This window comes from Xanthomonas arboricola pv. juglandis (genome assembly GCF_905367715.1).
Taxonomy (GTDB): Bacteria; Pseudomonadota; Gammaproteobacteria; order Xanthomonadales; family Xanthomonadaceae; genus Xanthomonas; species Xanthomonas arboricola.
In genome coordinates this window covers 3,910,713-3,927,775 of record NZ_HG999362.1, presented here as the reverse complement: position 1 = coordinate 3,927,775, position 17,063 = coordinate 3,910,713, and the positions used below count along the sequence as shown (strand labels likewise).

The window sequence follows — 17,063 nt, the reverse complement described above, 5'->3', positions numbered from 1 at the left end:
ATGAATTTGCGTTATCCAAGGCAAGCTCCTAGCATCGAACGCAGCCAGGTGGGTGCTCCCACCATCCGCCAACCGGATCGCCGCAATGACTGCCAAGACGCTGTACGACAAGCTGTGGGACCTGCACGAGGTCACGCGTCGCGACGATGGCTCGTCGCTGATCTACATCGACCGCCACATCCTGCATGAAGTGACCTCGCCGCAAGCGTTCGAAGGCCTGCGCCTGGCCGGGCGCAAGCCGTGGCGCATCGACGCCAACATCGCCACGCCCGACCACAACGTGCCGACCACGCGTGCCGAGCGCCAGGGCGGGCTGGAGTCGATCTCCGACGAAGTCTCGCGGCTGCAGGTGCAGACGCTGGATGAGAACTGCGACGACTTCGGCATCCTTGAGTTCAAGATGAACGATGCGCGCCAGGGCATCGTGCATGTGGTCGGCCCGGAGCAGGGCGCCACCTTGCCGGGCATGACCGTGGTCTGCGGCGATTCGCATACCTCCACCCATGGCGCGTTCGGCGCGCTGGCGCACGGCATCGGCACCTCCGAGGTCGAGCATGTGCTGGCCACGCAATGCCTGATCGCCAAGAAGATGAAGAACATGCAGGTGCGCGTGGAAGGCACGCTGCCGTTCGGCGTGACCGCCAAGGACATCGTGCTGGCGGTGATCGGCAGGATCGGCACCGCCGGCGGCAACGGCCATGCACTGGAATTTGCGGGCAGCGCGATCCGCGCGCTGTCGATGGAAGGCCGCATGACCATCTGCAACATGTCCATCGAAGCCGGTGCGCGCGTGGGCATGGTGGCGGTGGACGAAAAGACCATTGCCTACGTGCAAGGTCGCCCATTTGCGCCCAAGGGCGCCGACTGGGAGGCGGCGGTCGCGTTGTGGCGCACGCTGGTCTCCGATGCCGACGCGCACTTCGACACCGTGGTGGAACTGCGCGCCGAAGACATCAAGCCGCAGGTCAGCTGGGGCACTTCGCCGGAGATGGTGCTGGCGGTGGATCAGCAGGTGCCCGACCCGGCAACCGAACAGGATCCGACCCGGCGCGACTCGATCGAGCGCGCGCTGAAGTACATGGGCTTGCGCGCAAACCAGCCGATCACCGAGATCCGCCTGGACCGCGTGTTCATCGGCTCGTGCACCAACTCGCGCATCGAAGATCTGCGCGCGGCCGCTGCGGTTGCAAAGGGCCGCAAGGTCGCCTCCACCATCAAGCAGGCGCTGGTAGTGCCGGGCTCCGGTCTGGTGAAAGCGCAGGCCGAGGCCGAAGGCCTGGACAAGGTGTTTCTAGACGCCGGCTTCGAATGGCGCGAGCCGGGTTGCTCGATGTGTCTGGCGATGAACCCGGACAAGCTGGGCAGTGGCGAACATTGCGCCTCTACCTCCAACCGCAACTTCGAAGGCCGCCAGGGCGCCGGCGGGCGCACCCATCTAGTCAGCCCGGCAATGGCCGCAGCGGCGGCGGTCAGCGGGCATTTTGTTGATGTGCGTGCGTTGCAGGGAATCGAGAATCGGGAATAGAGAATCGCAACGTCCGTCCCGTCTCCGCTCTGCCAATTCCCCATTCTCCACTCCCCATTCCCGGCATCCCAATGACCCCTTTCACCCAACACACCGGACTGGTGGCGCCGCTGGATCGCGCCAATGTCGATACCGACCAGATCATTCCCAAGCAATTCCTCAAGTCGATCAAGCGCACCGGCTTCGGACCGAACCTGTTCGACGAATGGCGGTATCTGGATATCGGCGAGCCCGGCCGCGACAACAGCCAGCGCCCGCTCAATCCGGAGTTCGTGCTCAACTTCCCGCGCTATCAGGGCGCCAGCGTGTTGCTGGCGCGCGAGAACTTCGGCTGCGGTTCCTCGCGTGAGCACGCGCCGTGGGCGCTGGACGAATACGGCTTCCGCACCGTGATCGCGCCCAGCTTTGCCGACATCTTCTTCAACAACAGCTTCAAGAACGGCCTGCTGCCGATCGTGCTGGCCGAAGCGGAAGTGGACGCCCTGTTCGAGCAATGCCTGGCCACCGAGGGTTACCAACTCACCGTGGATCTGGCCGCACAGCGCGTGCGCCGCCCCGATGGCGTGGAATACAGCTTCGACATCGATGCATTCCGCAAGCACTGCCTGCTCAATGGCCTGGACGACATCGGCCTGACCCTGCAGGACGCCGATGCGATCGGCCGCTTCGAGCAGGGTCATCGCGCGCGTCAACCGTGGCTGTTCGGCGCGCTGCAGTGAGCGCGGCTGCCAACGCTGACGCCGGTGCGCTGAGCGAGCATGTCGCTGCGCAGTTCGGCCCGCAGGCGCAGGCTTATCTGCACAGCGACGTGCATGCGCAAGGCGCCGAGTTCGCCGAGCTCCGCGCTGGTCTGCAGGGTCATTGCAACGGGCGATTGCTCGACCTGGGCTGCGGTGCCGGGCATGTGAGTTTCCAGCTGGCTCCGCTGATGGCCGAGGTGGTGGCCTACGATCTGTCTGCCGACATGCTCGAGGTCGTGGCGGCCACTGCCGCAGAGCGTGGGCTGACCCAAGTGCGCACGGTGCAAGGTGCCGCCGAGTGCCTGCCGTTCGAGACTGGCAGCATGGATGCAGTGGTCAGCCGCTACTCGGCGCACCATTGGAGCGATCTGGGACAGGCGCTGCGCGAAGTGCGGCGCGTGCTGCGTCCAGACGGAATTGCGGCCTTTGTCGATGTGGTGGCACCTGGCCTGCCGCTGCTGGATACGCGCCTGCAGGCGATCGAGTTGCTGCGCGATACCAGCCATGTGCGTGACTATAGTGTTGCGCAGTGGTTGCAGACGCTGGGCGATGCCGGCTTGCAGGTGCAGCGGCATCATTGCCAACGGTTGCAGCTGGACTATCTGAGCTGGGTGGACCGCATGCGCACGCCTGAGGTGTTGCGCGCGGCCATTCGCGCATTGCAGGGCGCGGCGGTAGACGAAGTGCGCGAATACTTTCAGATTGCGGCCGATGGTTCCTTCAGCACGGATGTGCTGGTGGTATGGGCGGCACGTTGATTTTCAGGGCGCTACGGCGCCAACTTATGAGGATTGCATGAGCAAGCAGATTCTGATTCTTCCTGGCGACGGCATTGGCCCGGAGATCATGGCCGAAGCGGTCAAGGTGCTGACGCGCATCGATGCGCAGCATGGCCTGGGTTTCACCCTGGTGTACGACGAACTCGGTGGCGCGGCCTACGACAAGTACGGCAGCCCGCTGGCCGACGAAACGCTGGACCGCGCACGCGCGGCCGACGCGGTGCTGCTGGGCGCGGTCGGTGGGCCGCAATGGGACACCATCGACCCATCGCTGCGCCCGGAGCGGGGCCTGCTCAAGATCCGCTCGCAGCTTGGGTTGTTCGCCAACCTGCGTCCGGCACTGCTGTATCCGCAGCTGGCCGAGGCCTCCACGCTCAAGCCGGAGGTAGTATCCGGGCTGGATCTGCTGATCCTGCGCGAGCTCACCGGCGGTATTTATTTCGGTCAGCCGCGGGGCACGCGCACACTGGAAAACGGCGAGCGTCAGGCCTACGACACGCTGCCATACAGCGAAAGCGAGATCCGCCGCATCGCCAAGGCCGGTTTCGAGATGGCACGTTTGCGCGGCAAGAAGCTGTGTTCGGTGGACAAGGCCAATGTGTTGGCATCGAGCCAGCTGTGGCGTGCCGTCGTCGAAGAAGTGGCCAAGGACTATCCGGACATCGCGCTGTCGCACATGTACGTGGACAACGCGGCGATGCAGTTGGTGCGTGCGCCCAAGCAGTTCGACGTGATCGTGACCGACAACATGTTCGGCGACATCCTGTCCGATCAGGCGTCGATGCTCACCGGCTCGATCGGCATGCTGCCTTCGGCCTCGCTGGATGCCAACAGCAAGGGCATGTATGAACCGTGTCATGGCTCGGCGCCGGACATCGCAGGCAAGGGCATCGCCAATCCGCTGGCCACCATCCTGTCGGTGGCAATGATGTTGCGCTATACGTTTGCGCAATCCGCTGCCGCTGATGCGATCGAGCAAGCGGTCGGCAAGGTGCTCGACCAAGGCCTGCGCACCGCCGACATCTGGTCGGAAGGCACGACCAAGGTTGGCACGGTGGCAATGGGTGATGCAGTGGTGGCCGCGCTGTAACAGCGCCCGCTTCCCCGAGGCGTAGTGGCTGTCCTGGTGGCTATCGTTCTTCTGACGATAGCCACTTTCGTTTGGTTGACCGATTCGTGATCACATCATTCGACCGAGGCGCTGGCATGAAATCGGCGGCTGTCGTGCGCAGGACTGGTCGGCATGCAGGGTCGGTCGGCAGCGCGGCGCCGCATCCGGTGTCGGGACACGCCGTGAATCCATCCCTGGAGGCTCGGTGGCGGCATCCATGCCGCCACACGGTCCCGCCCCCGGAAGCGACACCACGCTTCCACCATTGCTATTGCTGATCGGCAAGCAATGCTTCAAGCACGTGTTGATGCCTGCGGACTTCCTGACCGATGTAATCGGCAAGCCATCTATCCGCTCACGTCGCCAGGATGGACGCTACGAAGGACCTGCAGCCCAGCATGCCCTCTGCATTTCTTTCCGCAACCGATAGCAACTGGTGGTGCTTGCGCGGGTGCCGGTGTGGGACCTTGAGCGGCATGTATGCCGCGCCAGAGCCTACATGGACGTACTTGCGGCGTGTCCCACACCGGCACGCGTGCAAGCAGCCGCAGCAAACCGAAGCATTCGTACACAGCCGGCAGACCTCGTGTGCGAGGCTGTTCTGTGTCGGTACGCGTGCAAGCGTTTGCAGCAATCCGACGCATTCGTACAGAACCCGCAGATGCCGCCCCCAAGACTGGTGGCGCGGCGCCGCATCCAGTGTCGGTAGGCGCACAGGCGCCCGCAGCAACCCGACGCACTTGCAAGAAAGTTGGGACACCAAAACCAAAACGGCCAGCAGATCACGCTGCCGGCCGTCAGGTTTGCATCGTCCAGCGAATGAGCGGTGTTACGCCACCGCAGCCGTCTTGCCGGCGACCACGCCGCGCTCGCGCTGACGCAGCAGGCGGTTGGCCACATCCAGCCACGCCAGGGCGCTGGCTTCGATGATGTCCTTGCTGGTGCCGGTGCCTTCGTACTCCACGCCGTCGTGGCGCACGCTCAGGCTGGCTTCGCCGCGTGCATCTGCGCCGATGCCCACGCTATGCACCTGGTAGCTGTCCAGCTCCAGCTTCACACCGGTGGCCGACGCCAGCGCGCCGAAGAGCGCATCCACCGGACCATTGCCCTGCGCGGTTTCGGCCACGCGATTGCCTTCCGGGTCGGAGAGTTCCACCAGCGCATTGGCACGGCTGCCGACATCGCTGATGGTCATCGATGCCAGGCGATAGCCTTCCTGCACGGTGGCGTCCTGCATCAAGGCCTGCAGGTCCGCGTCGGTGACCACGCGCTGCTTTTCGCACAACGCCTTGAACTGCTCGAAGACCAGCTTGACCTCTTCTTCCTCCAGCAGGTACCCCAAGGCACGCAGGCGCTGTTCCACCGCCGCGCGGCCGCTGTGGCGGCCCAGCACCATCTGCGAGGACTCCCAGCCCACGTCTTCCGGACGCATGATTTCGTAGGTGCCGCGATGGCGCAGCATGCCGTGCTGGTGAATGCCCGACTCGTGTGCGAACGCATTGCCGCCGACTACCGCCTTGTTGCGCTGCACCGGCATGCCGACCAGGCGCTGCAGCAACTGCGAGGTGGAGACGATGCGTGGGGTGTTGATGTCGGTATCGATGTTGTAGAACGCACCGCGCACCTTCAGTGCCATGGTGATTTCTTCCAGCGCGCAGTTGCCGGCGCGCTCACCGATGCCGTTGATGGTGCACTCGACCTGCCGTGCGCCGCCTTCGATCGCCGCCAGCGAGTTGGCCACCGCCAGGCCCAGATCGTTATGGCAGTGCGCGCTGAAGATCACGGTATCGGCACCTTCCACGCTGGCGATCAGGCGCGAGAACATGCCGCGGATCTCTTCCGGCGTGGTAAAGCCCACCGTGTCCGGCAGATTGATCGTGGTGGCACCGGCGGCGATCGCCACGCGCGCCACCTCGGCCAGGAAATCCTCTTCGGTGCGGGTGGCGTCTTCGGCGGAGAACTCGATGTCGTCGATATAGCCGCGCGCCAGCGTCACATGCTTGTGCACCGACTCCAGCACCTGCTCGCGGCTCATGCGCAGCTTGTGCTCGCGGTGCAGCGGGCTGGTGGACAGGAAGACATGCAGGCGCGGATTGGCGGCCGCCTCCAGTGCACGTGCGGAGGTTTCGATGTCGGCCTGCAGGCAGCGTGACAGCACCGCCAGCGTGGGGCGACGCAGCTCGCGGCCGATCATCGCGACGGCCTCGCGGTCGGAATGCGAACTGGCCGGGAAACCGGTTTCGATGATGTCCACGCCGAGTTCGTCCAGCGCGCGCGCCATCACCAGCTTTTGCTGGGGCGTCATGCTGCAGCCGGGGGATTGCTCGCCGTCGCGCAGGGTGGTGTCGAAAATTCGGATACGCGGGGTCTGGTTGGATACGGTCGTGTTCACCAGGAAGACTCCTCTACGGCGATGGCGGTGACAGGCGTTGAAGCGACTGCGGATGGGCGGGAAAGAACGGGTGTTTCGGGAAGTGACTTGGCGCTGCGTTCGTTGCGAAGTCGCTCGGTATTGCGACGACGCGGCTTGCGTGGCGGCCGCGGCCGCACCTCGGACAAGAGTGTGGCCAGAACAGTTGCGTCGATATTACCGCCAGAGACCACCGCACACTTGCGTTTCCCCGAAACGCGGCGGCCGGCGGCCAAGGCCAGCGCGCCAGCGCCCTCGGCGATGACGTGTTCTTCCAGGGCCAGGCGCACCAGCGTCTCGCGTAATTCGGCCTCGCGCACGATCACCACATCGTCGAGCAGGCTCGAGCACAGGCGGCGGGTCAGAAAGCCGGGAATCTTGACCTTCACGCCGTCGGCCAGCGTGGGGACGGGAGTGATTTCGCGCAGATCGCCGCGCACGGCGCGGGCCATCGAATCGACGCCTTCCACCTGCGCGCCGACGATGCGCACGCCTTGCGATTTCAGCGCCAGCGCCACCCCGGAGGCCAGCCCGCCGCCGCCGATCGGCACGATCACCACGTCCGGCGCATGCGCGGCCAGCTCGATGCCGACCGTGCCTTGCCCGGCGATCACATCCGGGTCGTCGAAGGCGGACAGAAAACGGTAGCCGTTCTGGTCGGCCAGCTCGCGCGCGAACGCAAACGCCTCGTCGTAGCTGTTGCCATGCTGGCGGACGGTGGCGCCCCAGTGCGCGACGCCGGCGATCTTGGTCTGCGGCGCGCCGTAGGGCATCACCGTGATGGCCTGCACGCCCAGCCGGTACGCCGACCACGCCACACCTTGCGCATGATTGCCGGCCGAGGCGCAGATCACCGGGCGCTCGTCGCCGCGTTCCAGCCCCGCCAGCAAGGCGTTCAATGCACCGCGTACCTTGTACGAGCCGGTGCGCTGCAGATTTTCCAGCTTCAACCACACACCGAAGCGCTCGGCGTAATGCAGCGGCGTGGGCGACAGATACTTGCGCAGGCGGGCCTGCGCGGCCAGGACGTCGGCCACGCTGACCGCCACGTCGCCTACGTCTGGCTCCTGCGGGGAGGGGCGGCCGGAATCAGGCATTGCGGCACGCGCACGGCCGATCCGGGAGAAGACACCTCCGGACAGCGGTTTCATGCTCGCGCGAGGTCCGGGCGTTCACGCCGCGACCTCGACCGAGTCCAGCACGGTGATCACCACCGACTCGCAGTCGTACACCTTCTCCAGCTGCAGGCGCAGCGTCTCCGGCGGGCGGGTGCTGTCCACGTCCAGTTGCAGATGCCAGCGGCCGGCATCGTCCGGGGCGCTGGCGCCCTGGATGGCGCAGGGGCGGAAGCCGCGTCGCTCGGTCATGCCGAGCACGCGCACCAATGCGCCTTCGGCCGGCTTCAGCACCAGATCAAGCCGGTAACGCATGTGATGTCTCCTTGGCCGCGTGTGCGGGATTGCTGTCCAGCATGGTGCTGTTGGCGTTGTTGGGCGGCACCAGCGGCCACACGTTGGCACGCGCGTCGATGGCCACATGCAGCAGGCCGGGGCCGGGTTGCGCCAGCAGTTCGGCCAGTGCAGCATCGACATCGCCGCGCGCGATGATGCGCTTGGCCGGGATGCCGAAGACCTGTGCCAGGGCGGCAAAATCCGGGTTGTCGGACAGATCGATTTCGCTGTAACGCTCGGCAAAGAACAGTTCCTGCCACTGCCGCACCATGCCCAGCGAGCTGTTGTCCAGCAGCACGATCTTCACCGGCAGCTTGCAGCGCGCGATCGTCACCAGCTCCTGCACGTTCATCATGAAACTTCCGTCGCCGGAGACCAGCACCACGGTGCGGTCGGGGCAGGCGAACTGCGCGCCCATCGCCGCCGGCAGGCCGAAGCCCATCGTGCCGAGCGCCCCGCTGGTGAGGTGATTGCGCGGATCGTTGAACCGGCAATGCTGGGCCACCCACATCTGATGCTGACCCACGTCGCAGGCGATGATGGTGTCGGCCGGGGCCACTTCGCTCAGGCGTTTGAGCAGCGCCGGCGCGTAGATATCGGTGCCGGGCGCGTCGTAACGCGCGCCGAATTTTTCGCGGTTGGCAAAGCAGCGCGTGCGCCATGCCTGGCAATTGCCACGTGCTGCGCTCAATGCCTTCAGGCTGACCGCCACATCGCCGGGCACAGCGATGTCGGCCGTGCGCAGCTTGGAGATTTCATACGCATCGGCATCCAGATGGATGACGCGCGCGAATGGTGCGAATTCGCTCAGCTTGCCGGTGGCACGGTCGTCAAAGCGCGCACCGACCACCACCAACAGATCGCATTCCTGGATCGCCATATTGGCCGCACGGGTGCCGTGCATGCCCAGCATGCCCAGATAATCCGGATGCGCATGCGGCAACGCGCCCAGGCCGCGCAAGGTCAGCGCGGTGGGAATGCCGGTGGCTTCGACAAAGCGCCGAAACGCCTCCACCGCACCGGCCAGGGCAATGCCGCCACCGCCGTAGACCACCGGGCGTTCGGCGCTGGCGATGGCAGCCAGCGCTTCGGCCAATTTGGCATCTTCCGGGGCCGGAGGTGGCAACACTGCCGCCGGCACATGATCGGGCAGATGCGAGGCATCGGCGATCTGCACGTCCTTGGGCAGGTCGATCAGCACCGGCCCGGGGCGTCCCTCGCGTGCGATGCGGAACGCTTCGCGCACCATCTCCGGAAGATCCTCCACACGCCGCACCAGAAAGCTGTGCTTGACGATCGGCATGGTCATGCCGAACACGTCCAGTTCCTGGAACGCATCGGTGCCCAGCAGGGGCGTGGCGACCTGGCCGGTCAGGCACACCATCGGAACCGAATCGAGCATCGCATCGGCGATGCCGGTGACCAGATTGGACGCGCCCGGGCCGGAGGTGGCCACGCACACGCCGACCCGGCCGCTGGCACGGGCGTAGCCGTTGGCGGCGAGGGCGGCGCCCTGTTCGTGACGGACCAGGATGTGCTTGAGCCTGGAATCCACCAGGGCGTCGTAGAACGGCATGATGGTGCCGCCCGGATAACCGAACAGCGTTTCCACGCCTTCGGCTTCCAGGGCCTGCGTCAGCCAGCGCGCGCCGTTGCGGGGCGTGCTGTGTGCGGAGGTGTTCATGCGTTGCGGACCTTCGGTGTTAGCGGTGGGGGTGCGGCGGCATTACGCCGCTTGTTGATTCGCAGGTGCGGCGGCGGCCTGCTGCTGACCGTTGAGCCACACCATCTTGGCGCGCAGCTTCTTGCCCACTTCCTCGATCGGGTGCTCCAGATCGGCCTGCTTGAACTTGTTGTAGTTCGGCAGGCCGGCTTCGTATTCGGCCACCCAATTCTTGGTGAAGGTGCCGTTCTGGATATCGGTCAGCACGTCCTTCATGCGTGCCTTGGTGCTGGCGTCGATCACGCGCGGGCCGCTGACATAGTCGCCGTATTGCGCCGTTTCGGACACGAATTCCAGCATGCGGGTGATGCCGCCTTCGTAAAACAGGTCCACGATCAACTTCAGTTCGTGCAGCACTTCGTAGTACGCGATCTCCGGCTGGTAGCCGGCTTCCACCAGCACTTCGAACCCGGCCTGCACCAGCGACGAGGCGCCGCCGCACAGCACGGCCTGCTCGCCGAACAGATCGGTTTCGGTCTCTTCTTTGAAAGTGGTCTTGATGATGTTGGCGCGCGCGCCGCCCAGGCCGCCGGCATAGGTCAGCGCGAACTGCTCGGCCTTGCCGCTGGTGTCCTGGTAGACCGCATAGATGCACGGCACGCCGCGGCCGATCTCATATTCGCGACGCACCAGCGCGCCCGGGCCCTTCGGCGCGACCAGCACCACGTCCAGATCGGCGCGCGGGGTGATCATGTCGAAATGCACGTTCAAGCCATGCGCGAACAGCAGGCAGGCGCCTTGCTTCATGTTCGGGGCGATGACCTCTTCGTAGAGCTTCTTCTGCACCATGTCCGGGGTCAGGATCGCAACCAGGTCGGCACTCTTGACCGCCTCGGCCGGCGCCACCACGGTGAAGCCGTCGGCCTGGGCCTTGGATTCGGTCGGGCCACCGGCACGCAGGCCGACGGTGACGTCGAAGCCGGAATCGCGCAGGTTCAGCGCATGCGCGCGGCCCTGGCTGCCGTAGCCGATGATCGCGATTTTCGGTTGGGTGTCGTTGCTCATGGAGTAGTCCTTGCGGGGTTGGCAGTGGGAAAAGGATCAGCGGGCAGCGTCAGGGCTGGCCGGCCGATTAAGGCGGGGATGGACGACGGCACCGGCCATGCAGGCACTGCACCAACGCAGTGGTCGGCGCGGGTAGGGCAGCTGGTGGCGATGTCGGTGATGTCGTTCATGTCATTCGAAACTTTTGGTGGTCCCTGAAACGCGAAACCCCGCGCCGTTGCCGGTGCGGGGTCTGATCGAAGCCTTGTGTGTCTGTTGCCTACACGAAGTCCCGTCCCGCACCGGTTGGCGAGGTAATAAGTACGAGCACGAGAAGCGACGCTGCCGACGCGCCGATGGGCGCGGACACTGGGGCGTTCGAGGTGGTGTGGCGGTGCGGCATGTGACTGAGATAACCATCGCTGCAGGTGGGGTGTCAACCCTTGCGCATGAAACGGCCGCATCAATCGGCGTTGTGTCGCAAAAAACCGCGTGGCAGCAGCATGGTTGCTGTTGAAACCGCATCGCTGCAAGGCGGTAACGGGCGATGCGAGTCACTAAATGCGCGGCATTTGTGCTGGCAGGCAGCGCTTGCCGAGCGAGGCGGCCCGACCCGCTGGTATGGTTGGCCACTCACCTGTGGTGTCCGGGGATCTTCTGTCATGCGTCGCGTACCTGTGTTGTTGATGTCTGCCTTGGCGCTGCTCGCGCCGCCCCTCAGTGCTGCCGACCGGATCACCGGGCAGCCGTTCGCCACCCGCTCGGAAGTCATCGCCCCGCATGCGATGGCGGCGACCTCGCAGCCGTTGGCCACCCAGATCGCGCTGGATGTGATGAAGGACGGCGGCTCGGCGGTGGACGCGGCGATTGCTGCCAATGTCGCGCTGGGCCTGATGGAGCCCACCGGCAACGGCGTCGGCGGGGATCTGTTTGCGATCGTCTGGGACCCCAAGACCAGCAAGCTCTACGGCTACAACGGCTCGGGCCGCTCGCCCAGATCGCTGACGCTGGCCGAGTTCCAGCGACGTGGGCTGAAGGACATACCGCCGACCGGCCCGTTGCCGGTCTCGGTGCCGGGCGCGGTGGATGGCTGGTTCGCGCTGCACGAGCGCTTCGGGCGCAAGCCGATGGCGCAGAACCTGGCCCCGGCGATCCGCTACGCCCGCGAGGGCCATCCGGTGGCCGAGACCATCGCCTATTACTGGGACCGCTCGGTGCCGCGCCTGTCGCAGTACCCCGGCTTCAAGGAGCAGTTCACCATCGACGGCCATGCCCCGCGCAAGGGCGAGCTGTGGAAGAACCCGAACCTGGCCAACACCTTGCAGCAGATTGCCGACGGTGGCCGCGATGCGTTCTACAAGGGCGACATCGCCCGCACCATCGGTGCCTATTTCAAGGCCAATGGCGGCTACCTGAGTTACGAGGATCTGGCCAGCCACACCGGCGAGTGGGTGGAGCCGGTGTCCACCAACTACCGTGGTTATGACGTCTGGGAGTTGCCGCCCAACAGCCAGGGCATCGCCGCGCTGCAGATGCTCAATATCCTGGAGGGCTACGATTTCTCCAAGATTCCGTACGGCTCGGCCGAGCATGTGCACCTGTTCACCGAAGCCAAGAAGCTGGCCTTCGCCGACCGCGCGCGCTTCTATGCCGACCCCGCCTTCCAGCCGGCGCCGCTGGCCAGGCTGATTTCCAAGGACTACGCCGCGCAGCGTCGCGCGCTGATCTCCATGGACAAGGCGCTCAAGGAAGTACAGCCGGGCACGCCAAAGCAGCTGGAAGAAGGCGACACCATCTACATGACCGTCGCCGATGCCGACGGCATGATGGTGTCGTTGATCCAGTCCAATTACCGCGGCATGGGCAGCGGCATGGCCCCGCCCGGGCTGGGCTTCATCCTGCAGGACCGCGGCGAGATGTTCGTGCTGAAAAAGGATCACCCCAATGGCTACGCGCCGGGCAAGCGGCCGTTCCAGACCATCATTCCCGCCTTCGTCACCAAGGACGGCAAGCCGTGGCTGAGCTTCGGGGTGATGGGCGGGGCGATGCAGCCGCAGGGGCACGTGCAGATCGTGATGAACCTGGTGGACTTCCATATGAATCTGCAGGAAGCCGGCGACGCGCCGCGCATCCAGCATGAAGGCTCCACCGAGCCGACCGGCCAGGCCACCGCGATGAGCGACGGCGGCGAGGTCAACCTGGAAACCGGCTTCTCCTACGACACCATTCGCGCACTGATGCGCAAAGGCCACCGGGTGATCTTTGCCGATGGCCCGTATGGCGGATACCAGGCGATCGCGCGCGACCCGGCCAGCGGCGTGTACTACGGCGCTTCGGAAAGCCGCAAGGACGGGCAGGCCGCCGGCTACTGAGCAAGCGCCTGCGGTGCGGGGCGCCGCTCAATTGCAGCCGCAGCGCGCCGCTAATGATCATGATGGATTAGGAATGCCCATGAGCTCGATGCAACAGCCCGATCCGCCGTCGCAAACGCATGCGGCGCTGCTCCCCGATGCACCGGTCGCGCTGTTGCGGCTATCGGCCGAGGCCTGCGTGGTGGCCTGCAATCGCGCCGGCCTGGACGTCCTGGGCAAGACCGCCGGCGAGCTGCAGGGCGCGCCGGCGTCGGTGTTGTGGGGATTGGGCGCAGCCGATCTGGTCGGCGAAGACGGCGTCTGGGCGGCCCCCGGCGACGACCCGGCCCGGCGCGTGCGCTATGTGCGCGACCGCGAGCACGGTGGTTGGATGCTGTCGCTGCCGCATGTGGAAACCGCGATCCTGCTGCGCGAAGCCACCCGCCTGGCCGAAGACAGCCGGCCGGTACCGATCTCGCCGCTGCTGCAGCCGCTGGTGGCGCGCCTGCAGGCCGAGCACGAAGACCGCACCGTGCTGGAGCGCACCGCCCAGGCGCTGGCCGGCTGCGAGCTGGAACTGCTGCTGCCGCCCGGTCTGGCAGAGACCGACATGGGGCGCCGGCTGCAGGCCGGCTTCGGCAACCTGGCCGAGGCGATCCGCCAGGCCGTGGCGTTGTCGGTGCAGATCGCCGCCGAAGTGCCGCCGCTGGTGGCCGAGAACGACGAGATGGTGCGTCAGTCGCAGGCGCAGACCGAAGCGCTGGATGGCGCCCGCACGGCGGTGGAGCGGCTTGCTTCGAGCCTGCACGACGTCAATGCCGATCTGGCACAGGTGATCGCGCTGGCCGCCAGTGCCGACGGTAGCGCACGTCAGGGCGTTGCCGCCGCACATGCGCTGGGCCAGGCCATGCACGAAGTGGAACGCCGCGCCGCGCGTGCCGGCGAGGTCATCGAAGTCATCGACTCGGTGGCGTTCCAGACCAATATCCTGTCGATCAACGCCAGCATCGAAGCTGCGCATGCCGGCGATGCCGGGCGCGGGTTTGCGGTGGTCGCCACCGAGATCCGCCGCCTGGCCGAACGCGCGGCAGCGGCAGCGCGCGACGTGCGCGCGATCCTGGCCGAAACCAGCGCCGCGGTGGGCGAGGGCGCAGCCTCGGCGCGCGGCACCGAAGCGGTACTCGACGGCATCACCCGCGTGCTCGGCCAGGCCAGCAGCGCGATGACCACGGTGGCCGGGCGGATCCAGGCGCAGGACGGCGAGATTCGCGGCATCGAAAGCGCCGTCGATGGCGTGGTGGCGCTGGGGCGCAGCAACCTGCAGCACGCCGCGCATGTGGCCGAACGCAGCGAGGCGCTGGAGCGCGGCACCGAAACGCTGCGCGACTGCGTGGGCCTGTTCCGTCTGCCGGCCGACCCGCTGACAGTGCCCCGGCACGCGCGCGTCAAGGAACTCACCGTGGCGACCGCCGCTCGTATCGGCACTGCCCTGGCGCAGGCCATCGCACGCGGCCAGATCGACGAAGCGGCGCTGTTCGCCCGCACCTACACGCCGATTGCCGGCGTGGAGCCGGCCAAGTTCAGCACCGACTTCGATGTACTTTGCGACGAGGTGTTACCCGCCCTGCAGGAGCCACTGCTGGATGCACATCCGTGGATCGTGTTCGCCATCTGCGCCAATCCCGACGGCTACGTGCCCACGCACAACCTGCGCTTCACCCAGCCGCTGACCGGCGATCCCAAGCGCGATCTGCTCGGCAACCGCACCAAGCGCAAGTTCACCGACCGCGTCGGCCGCAGCGTGGGCGCGCACACCGACCCGTATCGCCTGCAGGTCTACCGCCGCGACACCGGCCAGATCATGTTCGACCTGTCGGCCCCGATCTTTGTGGGCCGCAAGCACTGGGGCGGTTTGCGGGTGGGCTACACGCTGGACTAGCTTGCGTGGTTATTGCGGCGCGGCAGATACGGTACCGGGCGTCGTTGCCGCGGTGTTGCCACCCAACTGCTCGGCAAGAAAGCGTTCGAGGGTGCGATAGAAGGTGACCTGGTTGGCCTCCTTGTAGAAGCCGTGGCCTTCCTTGGGAACGGCCATCCACTGCGGCGCGTTGCCGCTGCGTGTCAATGCCGCGCGCAGGCTCTTGGCCTGTGCAAACGGGGCGCGTTCGTCCTCTTCACCGTGCACGAGCAGCACCGGCACCTTGATGCGCTCGGCCAACATCACCGGGGAGTGTGCGGCCAGTTCGGCGGCATCACGGCCAATGGCGCGCTCCAGATAATTCAGGCCGTACTCGCTGCGATTGATGTCGCCCTTGCTGTACATCATCTGCAGATCATAGATGCCGGCCACACCGACCGCGCAGCGGAACAACTCCGGCGCCTTGACCTGCACCATCATGGCGGCATACGCGCCGAAACTGGCGCCATAGCTGCAGATGCGCGTCTGATCGGCCAGTCCCTGGCCCACCGCCCAGCGTACGCCGTCGATCAGATCGTCCTGGATGCGTTCGCCCCACTGGCGATATCCGGCGCGCTCGAACCGGTTGCCACGACCCAGGCCGCCGCGGTAGTTGACCTGCAGCACCAGATACCCGCGGCTGGCCAGGAACTGGGCGTCGGTATCGAAGGCCCAGCCATCGCCATCTGCGTGCGGGCCGCCGTGCGGCAGCAGGATCATCGGCATGCGCACCCCGTTTGCGGCGTTGCCGGGAACGGTGAGCACGCCGTCCAGGGTCAAGCCGTCGCTGGCTTGAAAGGTCACCATGCGCCGCTCGCTCATCTGCGCCGCCTGCAATGCATTGCGTGCCTTGATGACGAGTTTGAGCGTATTGCTCGGCCGGTCGAAGATGTACCAGGCTCCGGCATCGCGGTCGCTGTAGGCCCTCAGCAGCAGGCCATTGCCGTCCTCGGTGAAATTGATGAAGTCCACGTACTGGCCGGCCAGGGTCTGGCTCAGGCTCCGGTGCAGTTGCGCTTCGGCGGTGTCCTGCTCGAAATAGCGCAGTGTCGGCCGCCCTGGCCCCAGCCGTGCAGCAAACGGCGTTTGCGGCGCCGAACCCCACTGCAGGTCATCCACGCTGTAGAACGGGTCCGACGCAAGCACGCTGCGCTGCTGGCCATCGGGATCGGTGGCCACCAGGACTGCAGGGCCACCCGCGTCGCTGTACCAGCCATAGAGGCGGCCCGGCTGCCGCGCGAATGCGATTGGTCGCCAGCTGGCCTGGACCTGGGTCATTGGCGACCAGCCATTGCCCGAGCGGCGGAACAGCAACGGGTTATCGTTGTCGTCGGTGCCGTACGCGTAGTGCGCCACGCCATCGTGGTCGAGCACGAACCGCAGATCGGGGACGTCGATGTCGGCCATCAGCCGATGGGTGGTGGTGTTGGCGTCGACGTCGTAGAGCATCGAGTGGCGTGAGTCCAACGACAGACGCCGCATGTAGAAGTGCCCGTTGCGGCGACTCGGCAGGCCCTCGATATAGCCGAATCCGCGCTCCAGACCGGCATTGCGGGTGCTTTGCAGGTAGCCATACACATAGCGCTGATTGCTACCATCCAGGTCGGTGGCAATGATCTCGCCCATCGGCATGGGCTCTTCCAGCGAGCCGAGTTTGCGCCCCTTGCCGATCACCAGCCGGCGGTCGCTGACCCAGGCAATGCGCACCGGCAATTCATAGCGCGGCAAGCGCAGCATGGTGGTGGATTGCATGCCGGCGATGCGGTAGACCACCAGCGCGTAGTTGCCATCGCCCAGATCCGCGCTGACCGCCAAATGCTTTCCATCGGGTGACATCGCCGGCGAGGAGATCGGACCGGATTCGACGAACGCCTCGACAGGCGGCGGGGAGGCGGCCTGCGCGGTCCCTGCAAACAACCCCATCAGCAGCATTGCTGCCCAGCCAAACCCGTGCATCCCCTGCATCTGCGTCGTCCATCCCCTATTTCACGGAACGATAACGAACCGGCGATGGCTGTGGCAAGTAGGTCAC

The 17,063-nt window shown here is 65.9% G+C and carries 12 protein-coding genes; 6 read left to right on the top strand and 6 right to left on the bottom strand.

Annotated features, from left to right (window positions below):
- Positions 1-85 precede the first annotated feature (85 nt).
- The 4 genes from leuC (at position 86) to leuB (ending at position 4,134) form a co-directional block, all read left to right on the top strand.
- Positions 86-1,525 (top strand): 3-isopropylmalate dehydratase large subunit, encoded by a 1,440-nt coding sequence (gene leuC, locus KHN93_RS16935; RefSeq protein WP_102251313.1) that lies wholly within the window; start codon positions 86-88, stop codon positions 1,523-1,525.
- 71 nt (positions 1,526-1,596) lie between these two features.
- Complete coding sequence (gene leuD / locus KHN93_RS16930; protein WP_047129280.1) at positions 1,597-2,244, top strand: 3-isopropylmalate dehydratase small subunit; 648 nt, start codon at positions 1,597-1,599, stop codon at positions 2,242-2,244.
- Positions 2,245-2,273: 29 nt separating this feature from the next.
- Complete coding sequence (locus tag KHN93_RS16925) at positions 2,274-3,023, top strand: class I SAM-dependent methyltransferase (RefSeq protein WP_104560173.1); 750 nt, start codon at positions 2,274-2,276, stop codon at positions 3,021-3,023.
- A gap of 37 nt (positions 3,024-3,060) precedes the next feature.
- Positions 3,061-4,134: a 3-isopropylmalate dehydrogenase gene (leuB, locus tag KHN93_RS16920; RefSeq protein WP_104560005.1), complete on the top strand. Its 1,074-nt coding sequence runs from the start codon at positions 3,061-3,063 to the stop codon at positions 4,132-4,134.
- Positions 4,135-4,984: 850 nt separating this feature from the next.
- Here leuB and KHN93_RS16915 read toward each other — a convergent pair.
- The 5 genes from KHN93_RS16915 to ilvC all read right to left on the bottom strand — a co-directional run bounded on the left by KHN93_RS16915 (position 4,985) and on the right by ilvC (position 10,744).
- Positions 4,985-6,547, bottom strand: a complete 1,563-nt coding sequence (locus tag KHN93_RS16915) for a 2-isopropylmalate synthase (RefSeq protein ID WP_024940104.1) — start codon at positions 6,545-6,547, stop codon at positions 4,985-4,987.
- Complete coding sequence (locus tag KHN93_RS16910; protein WP_016902669.1) at positions 6,544-7,614, bottom strand: threonine dehydratase; 1,071 nt, start codon at positions 7,612-7,614, stop codon at positions 6,544-6,546. The genes KHN93_RS16915 and KHN93_RS16910 overlap by 4 nt, the downstream gene beginning before the upstream one ends.
- 123 nt (positions 7,615-7,737) lie before the next feature.
- Complete coding sequence (locus KHN93_RS16905; protein ID WP_047127199.1) at positions 7,738-7,995, bottom strand: ACT domain-containing protein; 258 nt, start codon at positions 7,993-7,995, stop codon at positions 7,738-7,740.
- Positions 7,979-9,700 carry an acetolactate synthase 2 catalytic subunit gene (gene ilvG / locus KHN93_RS16900; protein ID WP_016902671.1) on the bottom strand — a complete coding sequence of 574 codons (1,722 nt, stop codon included), beginning with the start codon at positions 9,698-9,700 and terminating at the stop codon, positions 7,979-7,981. The genes KHN93_RS16905 and ilvG overlap by 17 nt, the downstream gene beginning before the upstream one ends.
- A 42-nt stretch (positions 9,701-9,742) precedes the next feature.
- The gene (ilvC, locus tag KHN93_RS16895; protein WP_039519112.1) at positions 9,743-10,744 is read right to left on the bottom strand and encodes a ketol-acid reductoisomerase; all 1,002 of its coding nucleotides are present in this window, start codon (positions 10,742-10,744) and stop codon (positions 9,743-9,745) included.
- A 641-nt stretch (positions 10,745-11,385) separates the two neighbouring features.
- Between ilvC and ggt the strand changes: the two genes are divergently transcribed.
- Both ggt and KHN93_RS16885 read left to right on the top strand, forming a co-directional pair.
- The gene (gene ggt / locus KHN93_RS16890) at positions 11,386-13,095 is read left to right on the top strand and encodes a gamma-glutamyltransferase (RefSeq protein WP_211920871.1); all 1,710 of its coding nucleotides are present in this window, start codon (positions 11,386-11,388) and stop codon (positions 13,093-13,095) included.
- Positions 13,096-13,174: 79 nt separating this feature from the next.
- Positions 13,175-15,013 (top strand): methyl-accepting chemotaxis protein, encoded by a 1,839-nt coding sequence (locus tag KHN93_RS16885; RefSeq protein WP_211920869.1) that lies wholly within the window; start codon positions 13,175-13,177, stop codon positions 15,011-15,013.
- Between the two features lie 9 nt (positions 15,014-15,022).
- On the opposite strand, the gene KHN93_RS16880 is transcribed toward KHN93_RS16885, so the two are convergent.
- A complete protein-coding gene (locus tag KHN93_RS16880; protein WP_212579672.1) occupies positions 15,023-16,963 on the bottom strand; it encodes a prolyl oligopeptidase family serine peptidase in 1,941 nt (646 codons plus the stop codon).
- Positions 16,964-17,063: the final 100 nt, after the last annotated feature.